16 protein-coding genes are annotated in these 16205 nt (G+C 68.7%); 12 read left to right on the top strand and 4 right to left on the bottom strand.

Annotation, left to right across the window (positions count from 1 at the left end; genetic code table 11):
• Positions 1-22 precede the first annotated feature (22 nt).
• The 4 genes from fdhF (at position 23) to ald (ending at position 5253) form a co-directional block, all read left to right on the top strand.
• Positions 23-2890, top strand: coding sequence for a formate dehydrogenase subunit alpha (gene fdhF / locus H537_RS41585; RefSeq protein WP_043458309.1), 2868 nt, complete (start codon positions 23-25; stop codon positions 2888-2890).
• Positions 2887-3726, top strand: coding sequence for a formate dehydrogenase accessory sulfurtransferase FdhD (fdhD, locus tag H537_RS0106475; protein ID WP_028997241.1), 840 nt, complete (start codon positions 2887-2889; stop codon positions 3724-3726). The genes fdhF and fdhD overlap by 4 nt, the downstream gene beginning before the upstream one ends.
• A complete protein-coding gene (locus H537_RS0106470; RefSeq protein ID WP_028997240.1) occupies positions 3723-3947 on the top strand; it encodes a formate dehydrogenase subunit delta in 225 nt (74 codons plus the stop codon). The genes fdhD and H537_RS0106470 overlap by 4 nt, the downstream gene beginning before the upstream one ends.
• A gap of 190 nt (positions 3948-4137) precedes the next feature.
• The gene (gene ald / locus H537_RS0106465) at positions 4138-5253 is read left to right on the top strand and encodes an alanine dehydrogenase (RefSeq protein ID WP_028997239.1); all 1116 of its coding nucleotides are present in this window, start codon (positions 4138-4140) and stop codon (positions 5251-5253) included.
• Positions 5254-5519: 266 nt separating this feature from the next.
• Here ald and H537_RS0106460 read toward each other — a convergent pair whose 3' ends face one another.
• Positions 5520-6467, bottom strand: a complete 948-nt coding sequence (locus H537_RS0106460; RefSeq protein WP_028997238.1) for a LysR family transcriptional regulator — start codon at positions 6465-6467, stop codon at positions 5520-5522.
• Positions 6468-6609: 142 nt separating this feature from the next.
• On the opposite strand from H537_RS0106460, the gene H537_RS0106455 reads away from it, so the two are divergent.
• Positions 6610-7329, top strand: a complete 720-nt coding sequence (locus tag H537_RS0106455; RefSeq protein WP_028997237.1) for a pirin family protein — start codon at positions 6610-6612, stop codon at positions 7327-7329.
• Between the two features lie 46 nt (positions 7330-7375).
• Positions 7376-7810, top strand: a complete 435-nt coding sequence (locus H537_RS0106450; RefSeq protein WP_028997236.1) for a DoxX family protein — start codon at positions 7376-7378, stop codon at positions 7808-7810.
• A gap of 19 nt (positions 7811-7829) precedes the next feature.
• Here the strand turns inward: H537_RS0106450 and H537_RS41580 are convergent, their stop codons facing one another.
• Positions 7830-8030, bottom strand: coding sequence for a hypothetical protein (locus H537_RS41580; protein WP_043458308.1), 201 nt, complete (start codon positions 8028-8030; stop codon positions 7830-7832).
• Between the two features lie 255 nt (positions 8031-8285).
• Between H537_RS41580 and H537_RS52410 the strand changes: the two genes are divergently transcribed.
• The 5 genes from H537_RS52410 (at position 8286) to H537_RS0106420 (ending at position 12215) form a co-directional block, all read left to right on the top strand.
• Positions 8286-8432, top strand: coding sequence for a hypothetical protein (locus H537_RS52410; RefSeq protein WP_156901468.1), 147 nt, complete (start codon positions 8286-8288; stop codon positions 8430-8432).
• Positions 8433-8464: 32 nt separating this feature from the next.
• A complete protein-coding gene (locus H537_RS0106435; RefSeq protein ID WP_028997235.1) occupies positions 8465-9784 on the top strand; it encodes an MFS transporter in 1320 nt (439 codons plus the stop codon).
• Positions 9785-9908: 124 nt separating this feature from the next.
• A complete protein-coding gene (gene acuR, locus H537_RS0106430) occupies positions 9909-10547 on the top strand; it encodes an acrylate utilization transcriptional regulator AcuR (protein ID WP_028997234.1) in 639 nt (212 codons plus the stop codon).
• Between the two features lie 50 nt (positions 10548-10597).
• Complete coding sequence (gene acuI / locus H537_RS0106425; protein WP_028997233.1) at positions 10598-11581, top strand: acrylyl-CoA reductase (NADPH); 984 nt, start codon at positions 10598-10600, stop codon at positions 11579-11581.
• A gap of 55 nt (positions 11582-11636) precedes the next feature.
• Positions 11637-12215 carry a peroxidase-related enzyme gene (locus H537_RS0106420; RefSeq protein ID WP_028997232.1) on the top strand — a complete coding sequence of 193 codons (579 nt, stop codon included), beginning with the start codon at positions 11637-11639 and terminating at the stop codon, positions 12213-12215.
• 362 nt (positions 12216-12577) lie between these two features.
• Here H537_RS0106420 and aptA read toward each other — a convergent pair whose 3' ends face one another.
• Entirely contained in the window at positions 12578-13924 is a 1347-nt protein-coding gene (aptA, locus tag H537_RS0106415; protein ID WP_051242045.1) for an omega-aminotransferase AptA, read from the bottom strand.
• 113 nt (positions 13925-14037) lie between these two features.
• Between aptA and H537_RS0106410 the strand changes: the two genes are divergently transcribed.
• Positions 14038-14955 (top strand): LysR family transcriptional regulator, encoded by a 918-nt coding sequence (locus tag H537_RS0106410; protein WP_064735924.1) that lies wholly within the window; start codon positions 14038-14040, stop codon positions 14953-14955.
• Between the two features lie 25 nt (positions 14956-14980).
• Here the strand turns inward: H537_RS0106410 and H537_RS0106405 are convergent, their stop codons facing one another.
• The gene (locus tag H537_RS0106405) at positions 14981-16159 is read right to left on the bottom strand and encodes an MFS transporter (protein WP_028997229.1); all 1179 of its coding nucleotides are present in this window, start codon (positions 16157-16159) and stop codon (positions 14981-14983) included.
• Between the last annotated feature and the right edge of the window lie 46 nt (positions 16160-16205).

The raw sequence follows: 16205 nt of genomic DNA, 5'->3' as shown, positions 1-16205 counted from the left end.
CGAACATCCTGGGAGCCAAGCGATGCCTTACGACGACACCGACTACGGCACGCCCAAGCGTGCCGCGGACCAGCAGCTCACGCTGGAGATCGACGGCCAGGCCGTCACCGTGCCGGCCGGCACCTCGCTGATGCGCGCAGCCATCGAGGCCGGCATTTCGGTGCCCAAGCTGTGCGCCACCGACAGCCTGGAGCCCTTCGGCTCCTGCCGGCTGTGCCTGGTGGAGATCGACGGCCGGCGCGGCTTCCCGGCCTCGTGCACCACGCCGGCCGAGGCCGGCATGAAGGTTCGCACGCAGAGCGACAAGCTCTCCAAGCTGCGCCACGACGTGATGGAGCTCTACATCTCCGACCACCCGCTGGACTGCCTCACCTGCGCCGCCAACGGCGACTGCGAGCTGCAGGACATGGCCGGCGCGGTCGGGCTGCGCAACGTGCGCTACGGGCTGGAGGGCAAGAACCACCTGGACGCGTGCAAGGACGAGTCCAACCCTTACTTCAGCTACGACCCGAGCAAGTGCATCGTCTGCAACCGCTGCGTGCGCGCCTGCGAGGAGACGCAGGGGACCTTCGCCCTGACGATCTCCGGGCGCGGCTTCGACAGCCGCGTCTCGCCCGGGCAGGACCAGTCCTTCATGGACAGCGAGTGCGTGAGCTGCGGCTCGTGCGTGCAGGCCTGCCCCACCGGGACGCTGCAGGACAAGAGCGTCGTCGCGCTGGGCATGCCCACCAAGAGCGTCGTCACCACCTGCGCCTACTGCGGCGTGGGCTGCGGCTTCAAGGCCGAGGTGAAGGGCGAGCAGGTGGTGCGCATGACGCCGTGGAAGGACGGCCAGGCCAATGACGGCCACTCCTGCGTCAAGGGCCGCTTCGCCTGGGGCTATGCCACGCACAAGGACCGCATCACCACGCCCATGGTTCGTGAGCGCATCACCGACCCGTGGCGCGAGGTGGGCTGGGACGAGGCCATTCAACACGCGGCCGCGGGCTTCAAGCGCATCCAGGCCGCGCACGGCCGCGACGCGGTGGGCGGCATCACCTCCTCGCGCTGCACCAACGAAGAGACGTACCTGGTGCAGAAGCTCATCCGCGCGGCCTTCGGCAACAACAACGTCGATACCTGCGCCCGTGTCTGCCACTCGCCCACCGGCTACGGGCTGGGCCAGGCCTTCGGCACCTCGGCCGGCACGCAGACCTTCCGCTCGGTCGAACAGTCGGACGTGATCATGGTGATCGGCGCCAACCCGACGGACGCGCACCCGGTGTTCGCCTCGCGCATGAAGAAGCGCATCCGTCAGGGCGCCAGGCTCATCGTGGTGGACCCGCGGCGCATCGACCTCGTGGCCTCGCCGCACGTCACGGCTGATTACCACCTGCAGCTGCGCCCGGGCACCAACGTCGCGCTGGTCACGGCGCTGGCGCACGTGATCGTCACCGAGGGCCTGCTCGACGAAGGCTTCGTCGCCGAGCGCTGCGAGGAGCGCAGCTTCCAGCAGTGGCGCGAGTTCGTGGCGTGGGCGGACAACTCGCCTGAAGCCACGGAAGCCGTCACCGGCGTGCCGGCAAGCGAGGTGCGGGGCGCGGCACGGCTGTACGCCACCGGCGGCAACGCGGCCATCTACTACGGGCTGGGCGTCACCGAGCACGCGCAGGGCTCGACCATGGTGATGGGCATCGCCAACTTGGCGATGGCCACCGGCAACATCGGCCGCGACGGCGTGGGCGTGAACCCGCTGCGCGGGCAGAACAACGTGCAGGGTTCCTGCGACATGGGCAGCTTCCCGCACGAGCTGCCGGGCTACCGGCACGTGTCCGACGGCAGCGTGCGCGCCGACTTCGAGGCCGCCTGGGGCGTGACGTTGTCGGCCGAGCCGGGGCTGCGCATTCCGAACATGTTCGATGCCGCGCTGGAGGGCAGCTTCAAGGGGCTGTACGTGCAGGGCGAGGACATCGTGCAGTCCGACCCCGACACACAGCACGTGACCGAGGCGCTGTCGCGGCTGGAGTGCCTGGTGGTGCAGGACATCTTCCTGAACGAGACGGCCAAGTACGCGCACGTGTTCCTGCCCGGCTCCAGCTTCCTGGAGAAGGACGGCACCTTCACCAATGCCGAGCGGCGCATCTCGCGCGTGCGCAAGGTGATGAAGCCGCTGGGCGGCCTGGCCGACTGGGAGGTGACGATCAAGCTGGCCGAGGCGCTGGGCTACCCGATGCACTACCGGCATCCCTCGGACGTCATGGACGAGATCGCGCTGCTCACGCCCAGCTTCCGCGGCGTGAGCTACGCCAAGCTGGAGCGGCTGGGCAGCGTGCAGTGGCCGTGCAACGAGGACACCGACGAGGCCGGCACGCCCACCATGCACGTCGACGGCTTCGTGCGGGGCAAGGGCCGCTTCATGGTCACCCAGTACGTCGCCACGCCCGAGAAGGTCACGAAGCGCTTCCCGCTGGTGCTCACCACCGGGCGCATCCTCAGCCAGTACAACGTCGGCGCCCAGACGCGGCGCACGGCCAACAACCGCTGGCATGACGAGGACCGGCTGGAGATCCATCCGCACGACGCCGAGGAGCGCGGCATCGCCGAAGGCGACTGGGTCGGCATCGGCAGCCGTGCCGGCGAGACGGTGCTGCGCGCCCGCCTGAGCGAGCGCATGGCGCCAGGCGTGGTCTACACCACCTTCCATTTCCCGGAGTCGGGCGCCAACGTGATCACCACCGACAGCTCCGACTGGGCCACCAACTGCCCCGAGTACAAGGTGACGGCGGTGCAGGTCACCAAGGTCAGCCAGCCTTCGGAGTGGCAGCGCGGCTACACCCAGTTCAATCGCCACCAGCTCGACATGCTGGAGCGCCGGCGCGAGGGCGCCGAGGCCGGCGTGGAAGGGAAATGACCATGGAGATCCTGCCGATGACGGCCCGTCCGGGCGCACGGCGCCTGCAGACCCTGCGCTGCCTGGGCGGCGTGCCGAGCGAAACCGGCGACGACGTGGCCGACGAGGTGCCGGTGGCGCTGCAGTACAACGGCCTCTCGCATGCGGTGATGCTGGCCACGCCGCTGGACCTGGAGGACTTCGCGTACGGCTTCTCGCTCAGCGAGGGCTTGGTCGACCGGGCCGAGGACCTGCGCGACGTCGAGGTCGAGGAGGTCGAACGGGGCATCGTGCTGCACGTCGAGATCGCCAGCCGCTGCCTGGCGCGGCTGAAGGAGCGGCGGCGCACGCTGGCAGGCCGCACCGGCTGCGGACTGTGCGGCCTGCAGAGCCTGGAGCAGGCGCTGCCGCGCTGCGAGCAGCGCGTGGCGCCGGTGATGCTGGGCGCCTCGGCGCTGTCGCGGGCGCTGGACGGCATGCGCTCGCGCCAGCTGCTGCAGTCGGTGACCGGGGCGACGCACGCGGCGGCCTGGTGCGGCACGGACGGTGAAGTCCTGCTGCTGCGCGAGGACGTGGGCCGCCACAACGCCCTGGACAAGCTCATCGGCGCGCTGGCGCGCCAGCAGGCGGACGCCACGCAGGGCTTCTTTGCCGTGACCAGCCGCGCGAGCTACGAGATGGTCCAGAAGACCGTGCGGGCCGGCGTGGGGGCGCTCGCCGCCATTTCCGCTCCCACTGCGCTGGCCGTGAACACGGCGCAGGCGGCCGGCCTGTGCCTGATCGGCTTCGCGCGCGGCCTGGACTGGGTCGCCTACAGCGCCACCGAACGACTGACCCTGGAGCGACTTGCCGCATGAACACCGAACGCCTGATCCAGATGGCCAACAGCATCGGCGAGTTCTTCGCCGCGTGGCCCGATGCCGACGAAGCTCGCCGCGACCTCGCGGCCCACATCCAGCGCTACTGGGAGCCGCGCATGCGGCGCGGCCTCTTCGAGCACATCCAGCTCGAACAGGGCGCGGGGCTGTCGGAGATCGTCCTGCAGGCGCTCAGGCCGCACCGGGCCGAGGCGGGCTGAGCGGCGTTCAGCCCGCCCCGCTGACCGCGCGCAGGACGGCGGTGCCGCTGCCACCCCTCAGCAGTATCAGGGACTCGGCCCCTGGGCTACAAGGAAGATGGTTGCCACAAGCTCCGAGGAGCTTGCGCAACCACCAAGGACGCGTTGCGGCCTCGGTGCGAACCATCGCTTGCCCAAGGGAGAGACCACCATGCTCATCGGCGTACCCAAGGAGATCAAGGACCACGAGTACCGCGTCGGCCTCACGCCGTCGTCGGTGCGCGAGCTGGTGGCCGCGGGCCACCAGGTTCTCGTCGAGCACGACGCGGGCGCGGGCATCGGCGCCGGCGACGCGGCCTACGGGCAGGCGGGAGCGCGGATCGGGACGGCCGAGGAGGTCTTCGCAAGCGCGGAGATGATCGTCAAGGTCAAAGAGCCGCTGGCGCCGGAGCGGGCGCGTCTGCAGCCGGGCCAGGTGCTCTTCACGTACCTGCACCTGGCGGCAGACCCGCAGCAGTGCCAGGAACTGCTGGCCAGCGGCGCCATCTGCATCGCCTACGAGACCGTCACGGCGCCGGGCGGCGGCCTGCCCCTGCTGGCGCCGATGTCGGAGGTGGCCGGGCGCATGTCGGTACAGGCGGCTGCCCGCAGCCTGGAACGCGCCCAGGGCGGCCGGGGCATGCTGCTGGGCGGCGTGCCGGGCGTGGCTGCCGCCCGGCTGGTGGTGCTGGGAGCCGGCGTGGTGGGCAGCAATGCCGCGCTCATGGCCGTCGGCTCGGGGGCGCAGGTGGTGGTGATCGACCGCAGCCTGGAGGCGCTGCGCCGCATCGAGCAGCGCTTCGGTGCCCGCGTGCTGACGGTGTTTTCCAACCGCGACAACGTGGAGGCCCACGTGCGCTCGGCGGACGTGGTGATCGGCGCCGTGCTGGTGCCCGGCGCGGCGGCACCGCGGCTGGTGTCGCGCGAGCTGCTGGCAGGCATGCAGCCCGGGTCGGTGGTGGTTGACGTGGCCATCGACCAGGGCGGCTGCTTCGAGACCTCCAGGCCCACCACGCATACCGACCCGACCTACGTCGTCGAGGGCGTCGTGCACTACTGCGTGACCAACATGCCCGGCGCCGTGCCGCTGACTTCGGCACACGCGCTCAACCACGCCACGCTGCCCTATGTGATGGCCCTGGCGGACAAGGGCTGGCAGCGGGCGCTGCGGGAGGACGTCCACCTGCTCCACGGCCTCAACGTCGCCGCCGGCAAGCTCACTTGCCGCCAGGTCGCCAGCAGCCTGGGGATGCCCTTTCACCCGCCGCAGGGGCTGTTGGAAGACTGATCCGAAGCCAGGTTCTGGCCGGCGCGGCAGTCACCGTGGCGGACGGCAGCGCCGCAAAAGGGAACAGGACCGATCGGCACGCACGTTGAACATCCACAACAACATACGCGTGGTTCCCTAGCCCACTTTTACCTCGGACGTCTTCTGCAACGCCCTTTTTCTCCTTCTCCCCTCCTCACATCGGGCAAACCCCGCAGCAGAAGACCTGATCTGACAGGACATGCAAAGCCGGTATGTTGTTTTTGGCTTGCCAGAGGCCGACAGCCTCAGCGGCTGCTCGTGGACGCCCCTGACGCATAGAGGCGCCGGGCACTTGCCAGGAGGCCTTCGAGCGCCGACGAATCGGTCAGCCGTTCGATCCACCATGCCAGCGCCTTGCCCTGCGCGCCCACGCGCCACGCGACGCTGAGTTTCTCCGGCTCGCGTTCACGCTCCACGCGCTTGCGCACCAGCACGCCGGCATCGAGCAGCCCCTCGGCACACATCGCGGGCAGGTAGCCCACGCCGACGCCCTCGGCCTGCAGCCGCAGCTTGGCGCGCAGGTTCGGCACGGTGATCGTGCGCTGGCCGCTGAGCAGACCGGCGCTGCGCACCGGCAGCCGCCGCGCCGAGTCGGCCACTGCGACCGCCCGGTGCGCGCGGACCTGCGCCTCGCTCAGCGGCTCGGCCGCCCGGGCCAAGGGATGGAACGGCGCCACGCAGAACCAGAACTCGACCTGCGCCACCTCCCGCGCCAGGTAGCCGCCGCCAGCCGGCCCAGGGCCCACGGCCAGTGCCAAGTCGCTGCGCACGTCGAGCAGGGACTCCCAAGTGCCGGTGATGGCCTCCTCCACGACGCGCAGCCGCGTGGCGTCGGCCGCCTCGTGGAAGGCGGCGATGGCCGGCGCCAGCGCCTCCGTGGGGATCAATCCATCCAGCGCCAGCTGCAGGCTGCTCTCCCAGCCCGAGGCCACGCGCTGCACCCGGCACTCCAGGTCGGCCGCCGCCTGCAGCAGCAGCCGGCCTTCGCGCAGCAGCTCGCGGCCCGCCTCGGTGATCTCGATGCGCGGCCCGTTGCGGCGGAAGAGCGACACCTTCAGGTCCTCCTCGATCTTCGCCACCGTATAGGAGATGGTGGACGGCACCTTGTGCAGTTCCTCCCCAGCGGCGCTGAAGGAGCCGCGGCGGTCAATGGCGTCGATCAGTTCCAGGCTCTCCAGCGTCAGCTTGCCCATGGTGTTCCTTTTTCGATGCCATCGATCATAAGCGTCGAAAACACTCGTACCGCGCTTTGACGTGGGTCAACACAATGACGCCATGCCGCTGAGAAACGGCATCCAAAAACTGATTCGAAACCATCGAAAGAAAGGATCCGCCATGATCACGCTGCGCAAGTCGTCCGACCGGGGCCACGCCAACCACGGCTGGCTCGACAGCCACCACAGCTTCTCCTTCGCCGACTACCACGACCCGGCGCACATGGGCTTTGGCAACCTGCGCGTCATCAACGAGGACCGCGTTGCCGCCGGCCAGGGCTTCGGCACGCACGGCCACCGCGACATGGAGATCGTCAGCTACGTGCTCGACGGCGAGCTGGCGCACCAGGACAGCATGGGCAACGGCCGCGCGGGCGGCGCCAGCGGCGTCATCCGCCCCGGCGACGTGCAGCGCATGAGCGCGGGCTCGGGCGTGCTGCACAGCGAGTTCAACCACGCCGAGGACCGGACGACCCACTTCCTGCAGATCTGGATCCTCCCGCGGCAGCGCGGCATCGCGCCGGGCTACGAGCAGAAGCACTTCGACCCGGCGCAGCGCCGTGGCCGGCTGGTGCCCGTCGTCTCCGGCCACGGCACCGAGGGCGCGCTGTCGATGAACGCCGATGCGCAGATCGAGGCCGGGCTGTTCGACGGCGACGAGCGCGCCACCAAGGCGCTGGACCCGCAGCGCCTGGCCTACGTGCACGTCGCCCGCGGCGAGATCGAGGTCAACGGCCAGCGCCTGGGCGCCGGCGACGCCGCGATGCTCGACGGCGAGACGCAGCTGGCGCTGACCCACGGCCGCGGCGCAGAAGTGCTGGTGTTCGACCTCGCGCGCTGACCAGCGCCTTCATCCACCCATTCACCCGTTTTCCAGGAGAACCGCCATGGATGCTTCGCTGAACAAGTTCCTCGTCCCCGCCGGCCGCGTGCTGCTGGCGCTGATCTTCGTCACCTCGGGCTTCGCCAAGCTCACCGGCCTGCAGGGCACCGCCGACTACATCGCCAGCACGGGGCTGCCGCTGCCCCTGCTGCTGGCGCTGGGCGCGGGGCTGCTGGAGCTGGGCGGCGGCCTGGCGCTGGCGGTGGGCTTCAAGGCGCGCTGGGCGGCGCTGGCGCTGGGCGTCTTCACGCTGGCCGCGGGCGTGCTGTTCCACGCCTACTGGTCCGCCCCGGCCGATCAGGCGTACGTGCAGCAGCTCATGTTCATGAAGAACCTGGCCATCGCCGGCGGCCTGTTCCTGGCCGCGGCCTTCGGCGCCGGCTCGCTGAGCCTGGATGCGCGCGTGGCGCGCGGCGGCGCCCGCCTGGCCCGCGCCTGAGCGAGGCGCGGCATGGTGGTCAAGGAACGTCGCTGTCGAGCGGCGTTCCGATACCCGCCTTGAGGCCGGTCTCGTCGCAGGCTTTGCACGGGACCCACGGTCCCCGGCCACCACCCAGCCCGGGCCAGCCCCCCGTGCCCGTGCAGCTCGGACAGTCCCGCCCCTGGTCCTGCAACGTGGCCGCCAGCACCAGGCGCTGCTCCCACTCATCGTTGGTCATGCTTCATCCTTCGAAGTGGTTGACGCTGAACCGATGAAGCTGGCGCCCGCCGCCGTGGTCCGGCGTGGAGGCAGCCCCTCAGTCCGCGCCGGCAAAGATACGGGCGGCTTCAGGCTCCTGAGGCACCCCTTCCGCAACTCCCGGCCCCCCGGTGAAGGGCTTGCGCAGGCTGAGTTTTCACTGGACGAAACGAGCACGCCGGCATGGCACCCAGGTTGCCTCGTGTGCCGGACCTCGGCTCCCATGGCGCAGCAAATGCAAGATTTCCTGCTCCTCACGGCTTTCGTCGGCCTGCTCGACATCCGCTGGCGCGTGCACCGGGCCTTCCGTCAATGGCTGGCGTGCCAGCCCGAGGACGTGCGCCAGAAGATTCGCACGGCCATGGCACGAGGCCCGTTCTAGCCCGACCGCAGCCTTCCAGAGACGGGAGATCAATGCCCGCGGCGCCGGCCATCACCGTCGAACAGGGCATCCGGGCGGCCGGCGTGGGCCGGTTCCAGTACCGGCTCTTCGCCATCTTCGGCCTGGTCTGGCTCGCGGATGCGATGCAGGTGCTCTCGATCGGCTTCACCGCGCCCTCCATTGCCGCGACCTTCGGCCTTGCCGTGCCCACGGCGCTGCAGACCGGGACGCTGTTCTTCATCGGCATGCTCATTGGCGCCTTCGGGTTCGGCCGCCTCGCGGACCGGATCGGCCGCCGGCCCGTGCTGATGATGGCGGTGACCGTCGATGCGGCCTGCGGTGTCGCGTCCGCCTTCGCGCCAAGCTTCCAATGGCTGCTGGTGCTGCGCTTTCTCACCGGCATCGGCGTCGGCGGCACCCTGCCCGTGGACTACACGATGATGGCCGAGTTCCTGCCCGCGGACCGCCGCGGCCGCTGGCTGGTGATGCTGGAGTCGTTCTGGGCCGTCGGCACGATCCTGCTCGCTCTCCTGGCCCTGGCCGCCGTTTCGCGGGGCGACGACGCCTGGCGGCTGATCTTCTTCGTGACCGGCATCCCGGCGCTGGTGGGCGTGGTCTGCCGCTTCTTCATCCCGGAATCGCCGCACTACCTGAACCGGTCCGGGCGCTCGGCCCAGGCGCGCGCGGTGCTTCAGCGCGTGGCGGCAACCAACCGGGTGGCCGTGGACATCGGCCCGCTGCAGCCCCAGCAGCGTGAGCGCCCTTCGGTGCTGGCGCTCTTCGCGCCCGGCTACCGGCGCCGCAGCCTCTGCCTGCTGGCCGCCTGGATGCTGATCTCGATTGCGTACTACGGCGTCTTCGTCTACCTCCCCGTGAAGCTGGCGGGCGAGGGCTTCGGCTTCATGCGCGGGCAGGTCTTCCTGATCCTGCTGGCGCTCGTGCAACTGCCGGGCTTCGCGCTCTCGGCCTACGGCGTCGAGCGCTGGGGCCGCAAGCCCACGCTGATCGGCTTCCTGTTGTTGAGCGCGGTGGGCTGCCTGCTCTACAGCCTGGACCCGTCGCCAGCCGTCGTCATCGGCTCCACGCTGCTGATGAGCTTCTCGCTGCTGGGCACCTGGGGAGCGCTTTACGCCTTCACGCCCGAGGTCTACCCGACGGACCTGCGGGCCAGCGGCATGGGCACCGCCGGCGCGATGGCGCGCTTCGGCGGCCTGTTCGCCCCCTCCATCGTCGCACCGGTCATGGCGAGCCACTTCACGCTGGCCCTCGTGCTGCTGTCGTCCTTCCTGGCGGCAGCGGCCCTGGCGATCCGGCTGGTGGACATCGAGTCGAGGCAGCGCGCGCTCGATTAGCCGCGCGATGCGCGGCCGGCCGTTCCCTGGACCGGCAGCACTTCGAGCCGAGCCGCACAACCGCCTGACGTCCCTTGATGCGGCCTTGTTGTCTTTTTCTAGACGATCGGTCTAATATCCAGTCATGGAAGCCCAAGTCCAAGTTCCCCGACGCCGTGGCAGGCCGCCGCGGCAGCGCGACGACGTGACCGACACGCGCGAGCTGCTGTTGCGCGCAGGGCTGGAGGTGCTGACCGAAAAGGGGTTTTCCGCGACCGGCATCGAGGAAATTCTGGCCCGTGTGGGAATTCCCAAAGGCTCTTTCTATCACTACTTCGGCAGCAAGGAAGATTTCGGCCTGAATCTGATTGAGCGCTACGGCCAATTCTTCGCCCGGAAACTGGACAGGCACCTTTGCAACCCGGCACTTTCTCCCTTGAACCGTTTGCATGCCTTCGTTGACGATGCGAAGGCGGGCATGGCACGTTTCGAATTCCGCCGCGGTTGCCTGATTGGAAACCTGGGGCAGGAAATGGGCGCACTGCCTGAAAGCTTCCGCGCCCGGCTCAAGGAAACCTTCGAGGATTGGCAGTCCCGTTTCTCCGCCTGCCTGGTCGAGGCCCAGGAAGCGGGCGAACTGGCCCGCGAAGCCGACGCCAAACAACTCGCGGCTTTCTTCTGGATCGGCTGGGAGGGCGCCGTGCTGCGTGCCAAGCTGGAGCGGAGCGCTGCACCGCTTGACGTCTTTGCCAGGTTTTTCTTCGCCAGCTTGCCATCGAGCTGAATTTTTTGTTCTTTACCAGACGATCGGTCTAAAGTCCAAAGGAGAACTGCATGTTCAAGGGAATCCTGATCGAGAAGGACGAAGCGGGCTATCGCGCCGCCGTCAAGGACATCGACGAGGCGCAGTTGCCCACCGGCGACGTGACCGTTCGCGTCAGCCACTCGACGCTCAATTACAAGGATGGCCTGGCCATTACCGGCAAAGGGCCGGTGGTGCGTAAATTCCCGATGGTGCCCGGCATTGACCTCGTCGGCACCGTCGAGGAAAGCACTCATGCGCAATACAAGGCGGGGGACCGTGTTTTATTGAACGGCTGGGGTGTCGGAGAAACCCACTGGGGCGGACTGGCGCAAAAGGCGCGGCTCAACGGCGATTGGCTGATTCCTTTGCCCGCCGGCTTCACGCCGCAGCAGGCGATGGCGATCGGAACCGCCGGCTATACCGCCATGCTGTGCGTGCTCGCCTTGGAAAGGCACGGCGTCAAGCCCGCCGACGGAGAGATCCTGGTCACCGGCGCCGCGGGTGGCGTCGGCAGCGTCGCCGTGGCGGTGCTGGCGAAACTGGGGTACTCGGTGGTGGCCCTCACCGGGCGCCCGCAGGATGGCGAATACCTGAAAGACCTGGGCGCCACGGAAGTGCTGGAGCGCTCGCAGTTTTCCGCCCCCGGCAAACCATTGGGCAAGGAACGCTGGGCCGGCGCCGTGGACGTCGCCGGCAGCCACGTGCTCGCCAACGTCTGCGCCACGACCAAGTACCGGGGCGTGGTGACCGCCTGCGGCTTGGCGGCCGGCATGGATCTTCCGGCCACCGTCGCACCGTTCATCCTGCGCGGCGTCACCCTGGCCGGCATCGACAGCGTGATGTGTCCGCGTGCCGACCGGCTGCAGGCGTGGCAGCGGCTGGAAACCGATCTGGATATGGCGAAACTCGGCAACATCAGCCAGGAAGTCGGCCTGGACGAAGCCATTCCGCTGGCCAGCAAACTGCTCGAGGGCAAAGTGCGCGGCCGCATCGTCGTAGACGTCAATCGATGACGAAAATACCGGCAGTACCTCGACAGAACCTATTTTTCATACGCAGGAGAGAGGCATGACCCAAGCGAACCAGGCCCCAGTGAGCCGTTTTCCCGTTCCTGAGCTGAAGGACATTCCGGACGATATTCGGGCGCGTATCCTGGCCGTCCAGGAAAAATCCGGGTTCATTCCCAACGTGTTCCTGACGCTCGCCCACCGGCCCGATGAGTTCCGCGCATTCTTCGCCTATCACGACGCGCTGATGGACAAGCCCGGCAACCTGTCCAAGGCGGAGCGGGAAATGATCGTGGTGGCGACGAGTGGCGCCAACCAATGCCAGTATTGCGTGATCGCGCACGGGGCCATACTGCGCATCCGGGCCAAGAACCCGCTCATCGCGGACCAGGTTGCGACGAATTACCGCAAGGCCGACATCACCGACCGCCAGAAGGCCATGCTGGATTTTGCGATGAAGGTTTCGCAATCTGCCCACCTGGTAGGCGAATCCGATTTCGACACGCTCAAGGCCCAGGGCTTCACCGAGGAAGACATCTGGGACATCGCCGGCATTTCGGCTTTCTTCGGCATGTCCAATCGGCTGGCCAATGTGACCAACATGCGTCCCAACGCCGAGTTTTATTCGCTGGGCCGCTGAGGCCAGGCGCGCTGCGCGATGTAAATATTGGAAGACCGGCCAGCATCATTTGCTGGCACGGCCGCAGCGCCCCGCTTTACATGCGAGCCAGCATGTCGCCCACGACGACATGCAGCGATCCGTGGCTCAGGGGTATCGGCGCGCCTTGATTCCTGAGATCGCAGGAATCTTTCACCGCAGCCAGGGCATGAACCGACGAATTCCTGCGGTCGCAGGAATTGAACGGCCCTTGCGGCGTTGCAGCAGCGGGCACGCTGGGCCAGGCAAAGCCAGGAGGTTGAACGGCCTGGCGCCCGCCACGGCAGCCGGGGCGGGAATCCTCTTCAGGTGGCCGGCCCCGGGTGCATCGGGCAGGAGCGCGCTCAGGGCTGCTGCGCAAGGGCGTCGGAAAGCGCCTCCACCAGCGCGTCGATCTGCGCGGTGCTCGTGATGAAGGGCGGCGCGAGCTGGATCGTGTCGCCGCCGAAGCGCACGTAGAAACCTTTCTCCCAGCAGCGCATGCCGATCTCGAAGGGCCGGCGTGCCGGCTCGCCCGGCAGGGCGGCGATGGTCAGGCCGGCAGCGAGCCCGAAATTGCGGATGTCCAGCACGTGCTTTGAGCCGCGCAGGCTGTGCACCGCCGACTCGAAGTACGGCGCCAGGTTCCGCACGTGGCCGGGCATGTCTTCCTTCTGCAGCACGTCCAGCGTGGCCAGCGCGGCGGCGCAAGCCACCGGGTGCGCCGAGTAGGTGTAGCCGTGCGGGAACTCGACGTTGTAGTCGGCGCCCGCGGCGTCCATGAAGGCTTGGTAGATCTCGGCCTTGGCCACCACGCCGCCCATCGGGATGACGCCGTTGGTCACCTGCTTGGCGAAATTGAGGATGTCCGGCGTCACGCCGAAGGCCTCCGCGCCCGTCCAGGCGCCAGCGCGGCCGAAGCCCGTGATCACCTCGTCGAAGATCAGCAGGATGCCGTGCTGCGTGCAGATCTCACGCAGCCGCTGCAGGTAGCCCTCGGGCGGCACGATGACGCCGGCCGAGCCCGAGAACGGCTCCACGATGACAGCGGCGATGTTGGACGCGTCGTGCAGCGCGATCAGCTCCAGCAGTTCGTCAGCGAGCTCCCGGCCGTTCTTGGGCAGGCCGCGGCTGAAGGCGTTGCCCGCCAGCAGGGTGTGCGGCAGGTGGTCGGCCTGCAGCGCCTCGCCGAAGAGCTTGCGGTTGCCCCCGATGCCGCCCACGCTGATGCCGCCGAAGTTCACGCCGTGGTAGCCCTTGGCGCGGCCGATGAGGCGCGTCTTGGAGGGCTGGCCCTTGAGCCGCCAGTAGGCGCGCGCCATCTTCAGCGAGGTGTCGGCCGCCTCGGAGCCCGAGCCGACGAAGAAGACGTGGTCCAGCCCGACTGGCATCAGCGAGGTGATGCGCTCGGCCAGCTCGAAGGCCAGCGGCTGGCCGAACTGGAACGGCGGCGCGTAGTCCAGCTTGGCGACCTGGCGCGAGACGGCCTCGACGATCTCGCTGCGGGCGTGGCCCAGGCCACAGGTCCACAGCCCTGAGAGGCCGTCGAAGATCTGGCGGCCGTGGGCGTCTTGGTAATGGCAGCCCTTGGCCTCCACGAGGATGCGCGGGTCCTTCTTGAACTGGCGGTTGCCGGTGAAGGGCATCCAGTGGGCATCGAGCTGCGCTTGCGTGGGCAGCAGCGCGGATCGGGACAGGTCGCTGAGATCCATGGTGAAGAGGCCCAGAGGCCGCCTTGGTGTTTTGCTGGGCCTCATTCTGGAAAGCGCATCAGTTCCAATAAATTACATTCTTTCGCAGCTCGCTTGCGTTGCAGTGAAAGTGAATGGTCAAGAAAGCATTGCTGGGACAGGTCAGCGACACGGAGATCCGGCTGCTGCGCATCTTCAAGGCGGTCGTCGAGTGCGGCGGCCTGGGCGCCGCCGAGCTGGAGCTCAACATCGGGCTCTCGACGGTCAGCCGCCATCTCAAGGACCTGGAAGCGCGGCTGGGGCTGGTGCTGTGCCGCCGCGGCCGGGCCGGCTTCTCGCTGACGGCCGACGGGCAGCGCGTCTACGACGGCGCCCTGCGCCTGCTGGAAGCCATGGACGCGTTCCGCACCGACGTGCGGGACCTGCACGCCGAGCTGGTGGGGACGCTGTCCATCGGCCTGTTCGACAAGACCGTCACCAACCCGCAGGCCCACATCGGCGAGGCCATCCGGGATTTCCGGCGTGCGGCGCCCGAGGCGCTGCTGGACGTGAGGGCCGGCACCCTCAACGAGATCGAGTCCGGCGTCATCGACGGGCGGCTGCAGGTGGGCATCGTGCCGGAGCACCGCCGCTCGGAGAGCCTGGAGTACATCGAGCTGTTCGGCGAGACGATGTACCTCTACTGCGGCCGGCAGCACCCGCTGTTCGGCATGCGCCACCAGGATCTCCGCTGGCAGGAGCTTCAGGATTACGACTACGCGGGCCTGGCCTTCCACTCGCCCAACATGGATGCGACGCACCGTTTCCGGCTGCGGCGGAAGGCGGCCGTCAGCGACCAGGAGGCCGTCCTCACGCTGATCCTGTCGGGCTGCTACATCGGCTTCCTGCCCGACCACTACGCGGCAGCGTTCGTCCGCGAGGGCCTGATACGGCGCGTCGAGCATCCCGAGTGCATGTACGAGCTGCAGTTCGTGGCCGTTCTGCGTCGCTCGCCGCGCCCGTCCCGGCTGTCCACGACCTTCGTGGAAGCGCTGCGGCGGGCTCACGCCTGAGCCGGACGACCGGCTCCCAGGCCCGTCAGGCGGCAGCCGCCGCCGAGCGCCGGTGCAGTGCCAGCCAGCCCAGGCCCGCGCCCATCAGCAGCACCGGCACCACGGAGCCCAGGTTCAGCCAGCTCCAGCCCTGGCTCGCGCTGACCAGCGCGCCCGAGCTGAAGGAGCTCAGCGCCATGACGGCGAACATGATGAAGTTGATGGCGCCCTGGGCCCGGTCCTTCTCCTGCGCCGTGTAGGCGGACAGCGACAGCGTCGTGCCGCCGGTGAACAGGAAGTTCCAGCCCACGCCCAGCAGGAACAGCGCCACCGAGAAGTGGTGCAGCTCGACGCCGGAGAGCGCGATGGCGATGCAGGCCGCGTACAGCGCCACGCCGGCGCCCATCACGCTCAGCACGCCGAAGCGGCGGATCAGGTGCCCGGTGACAAAGCCCGGCGCGAACATGCCGATGACGTGCCACTCCAGCACGAAGGCGGCGTCGGAGAACGGCAGGCCGCACTGCTGCATGGCCAGCGGCGTGGCCGACATCAGCAGGTTCATGACGCCGTAGCTCAGCGCGCTGGCACCCGCGGCCACGATGAAGACCGGTTGGCGCATGACCTGGGCCAGCGGGCGACCGGCATCAGCGCCGGCCTGGCGCGGCGCCACCGCCGGAAAGCGGATGGTGGCCAGCAGCGCCAGCGCCAGGCAGGCGACGAGCGCCAGCGCGAGGTACGCGCCGACGAAGGGCAGCGCAGCCAGCTCGCGCGTGCGCGACGCCAGGTTCGGGCCCAGCACGGCGCCCATCAGCCCGCCGGCCATCACCAGCGACACCGCCTTCTCGCGCGCGGCCGGCGCCGCGAACTCCGCGGCCGTGAAGCGGTAGAGCTGGCCGTTGGCCTGGTAGTAGCCCGCCACCAGCGTGGCGAAGCACATGAGCCAGAAGTTGCGCGTGCTGGCCGCATACGCGCACAGCAGCGTGGAGCCGAGCGCCGTCAGCAGCCCCAGCTGAAAGCTCAGCTTGCGGCCGAAGCGCGCCTGCGTCCAGGCGACCGGGCCGGTGCACAGCGCGCCGCCGACCACGTAGGCCATGACCGGCAGCGTGGCCATCCAGGCGTAGGGCGCGAGCGACAGGCCCACCAGCCCGTTGATGGCGATGAAGGTGACGTTGTTCGTGAGGAACAGGCCCTGCAGGACGACCAGCGTCCAGAGATTGCGGTTCATGCGGAAGAGATCAGTGGTGCTGCCGCAGGCCGGGCTGGGTGCCTCG

The sequence above is a fragment of the Azohydromonas australica DSM 1124 genome, from assembly GCF_000430725.1.
Taxonomy (GTDB): Bacteria; Pseudomonadota; Gammaproteobacteria; order Burkholderiales; family Burkholderiaceae_C; genus Azohydromonas; species Azohydromonas australica.
Note: the sequence above shows the minus strand (reverse complement) of the source record. Positions and strands in the feature narration are given on the sequence as shown.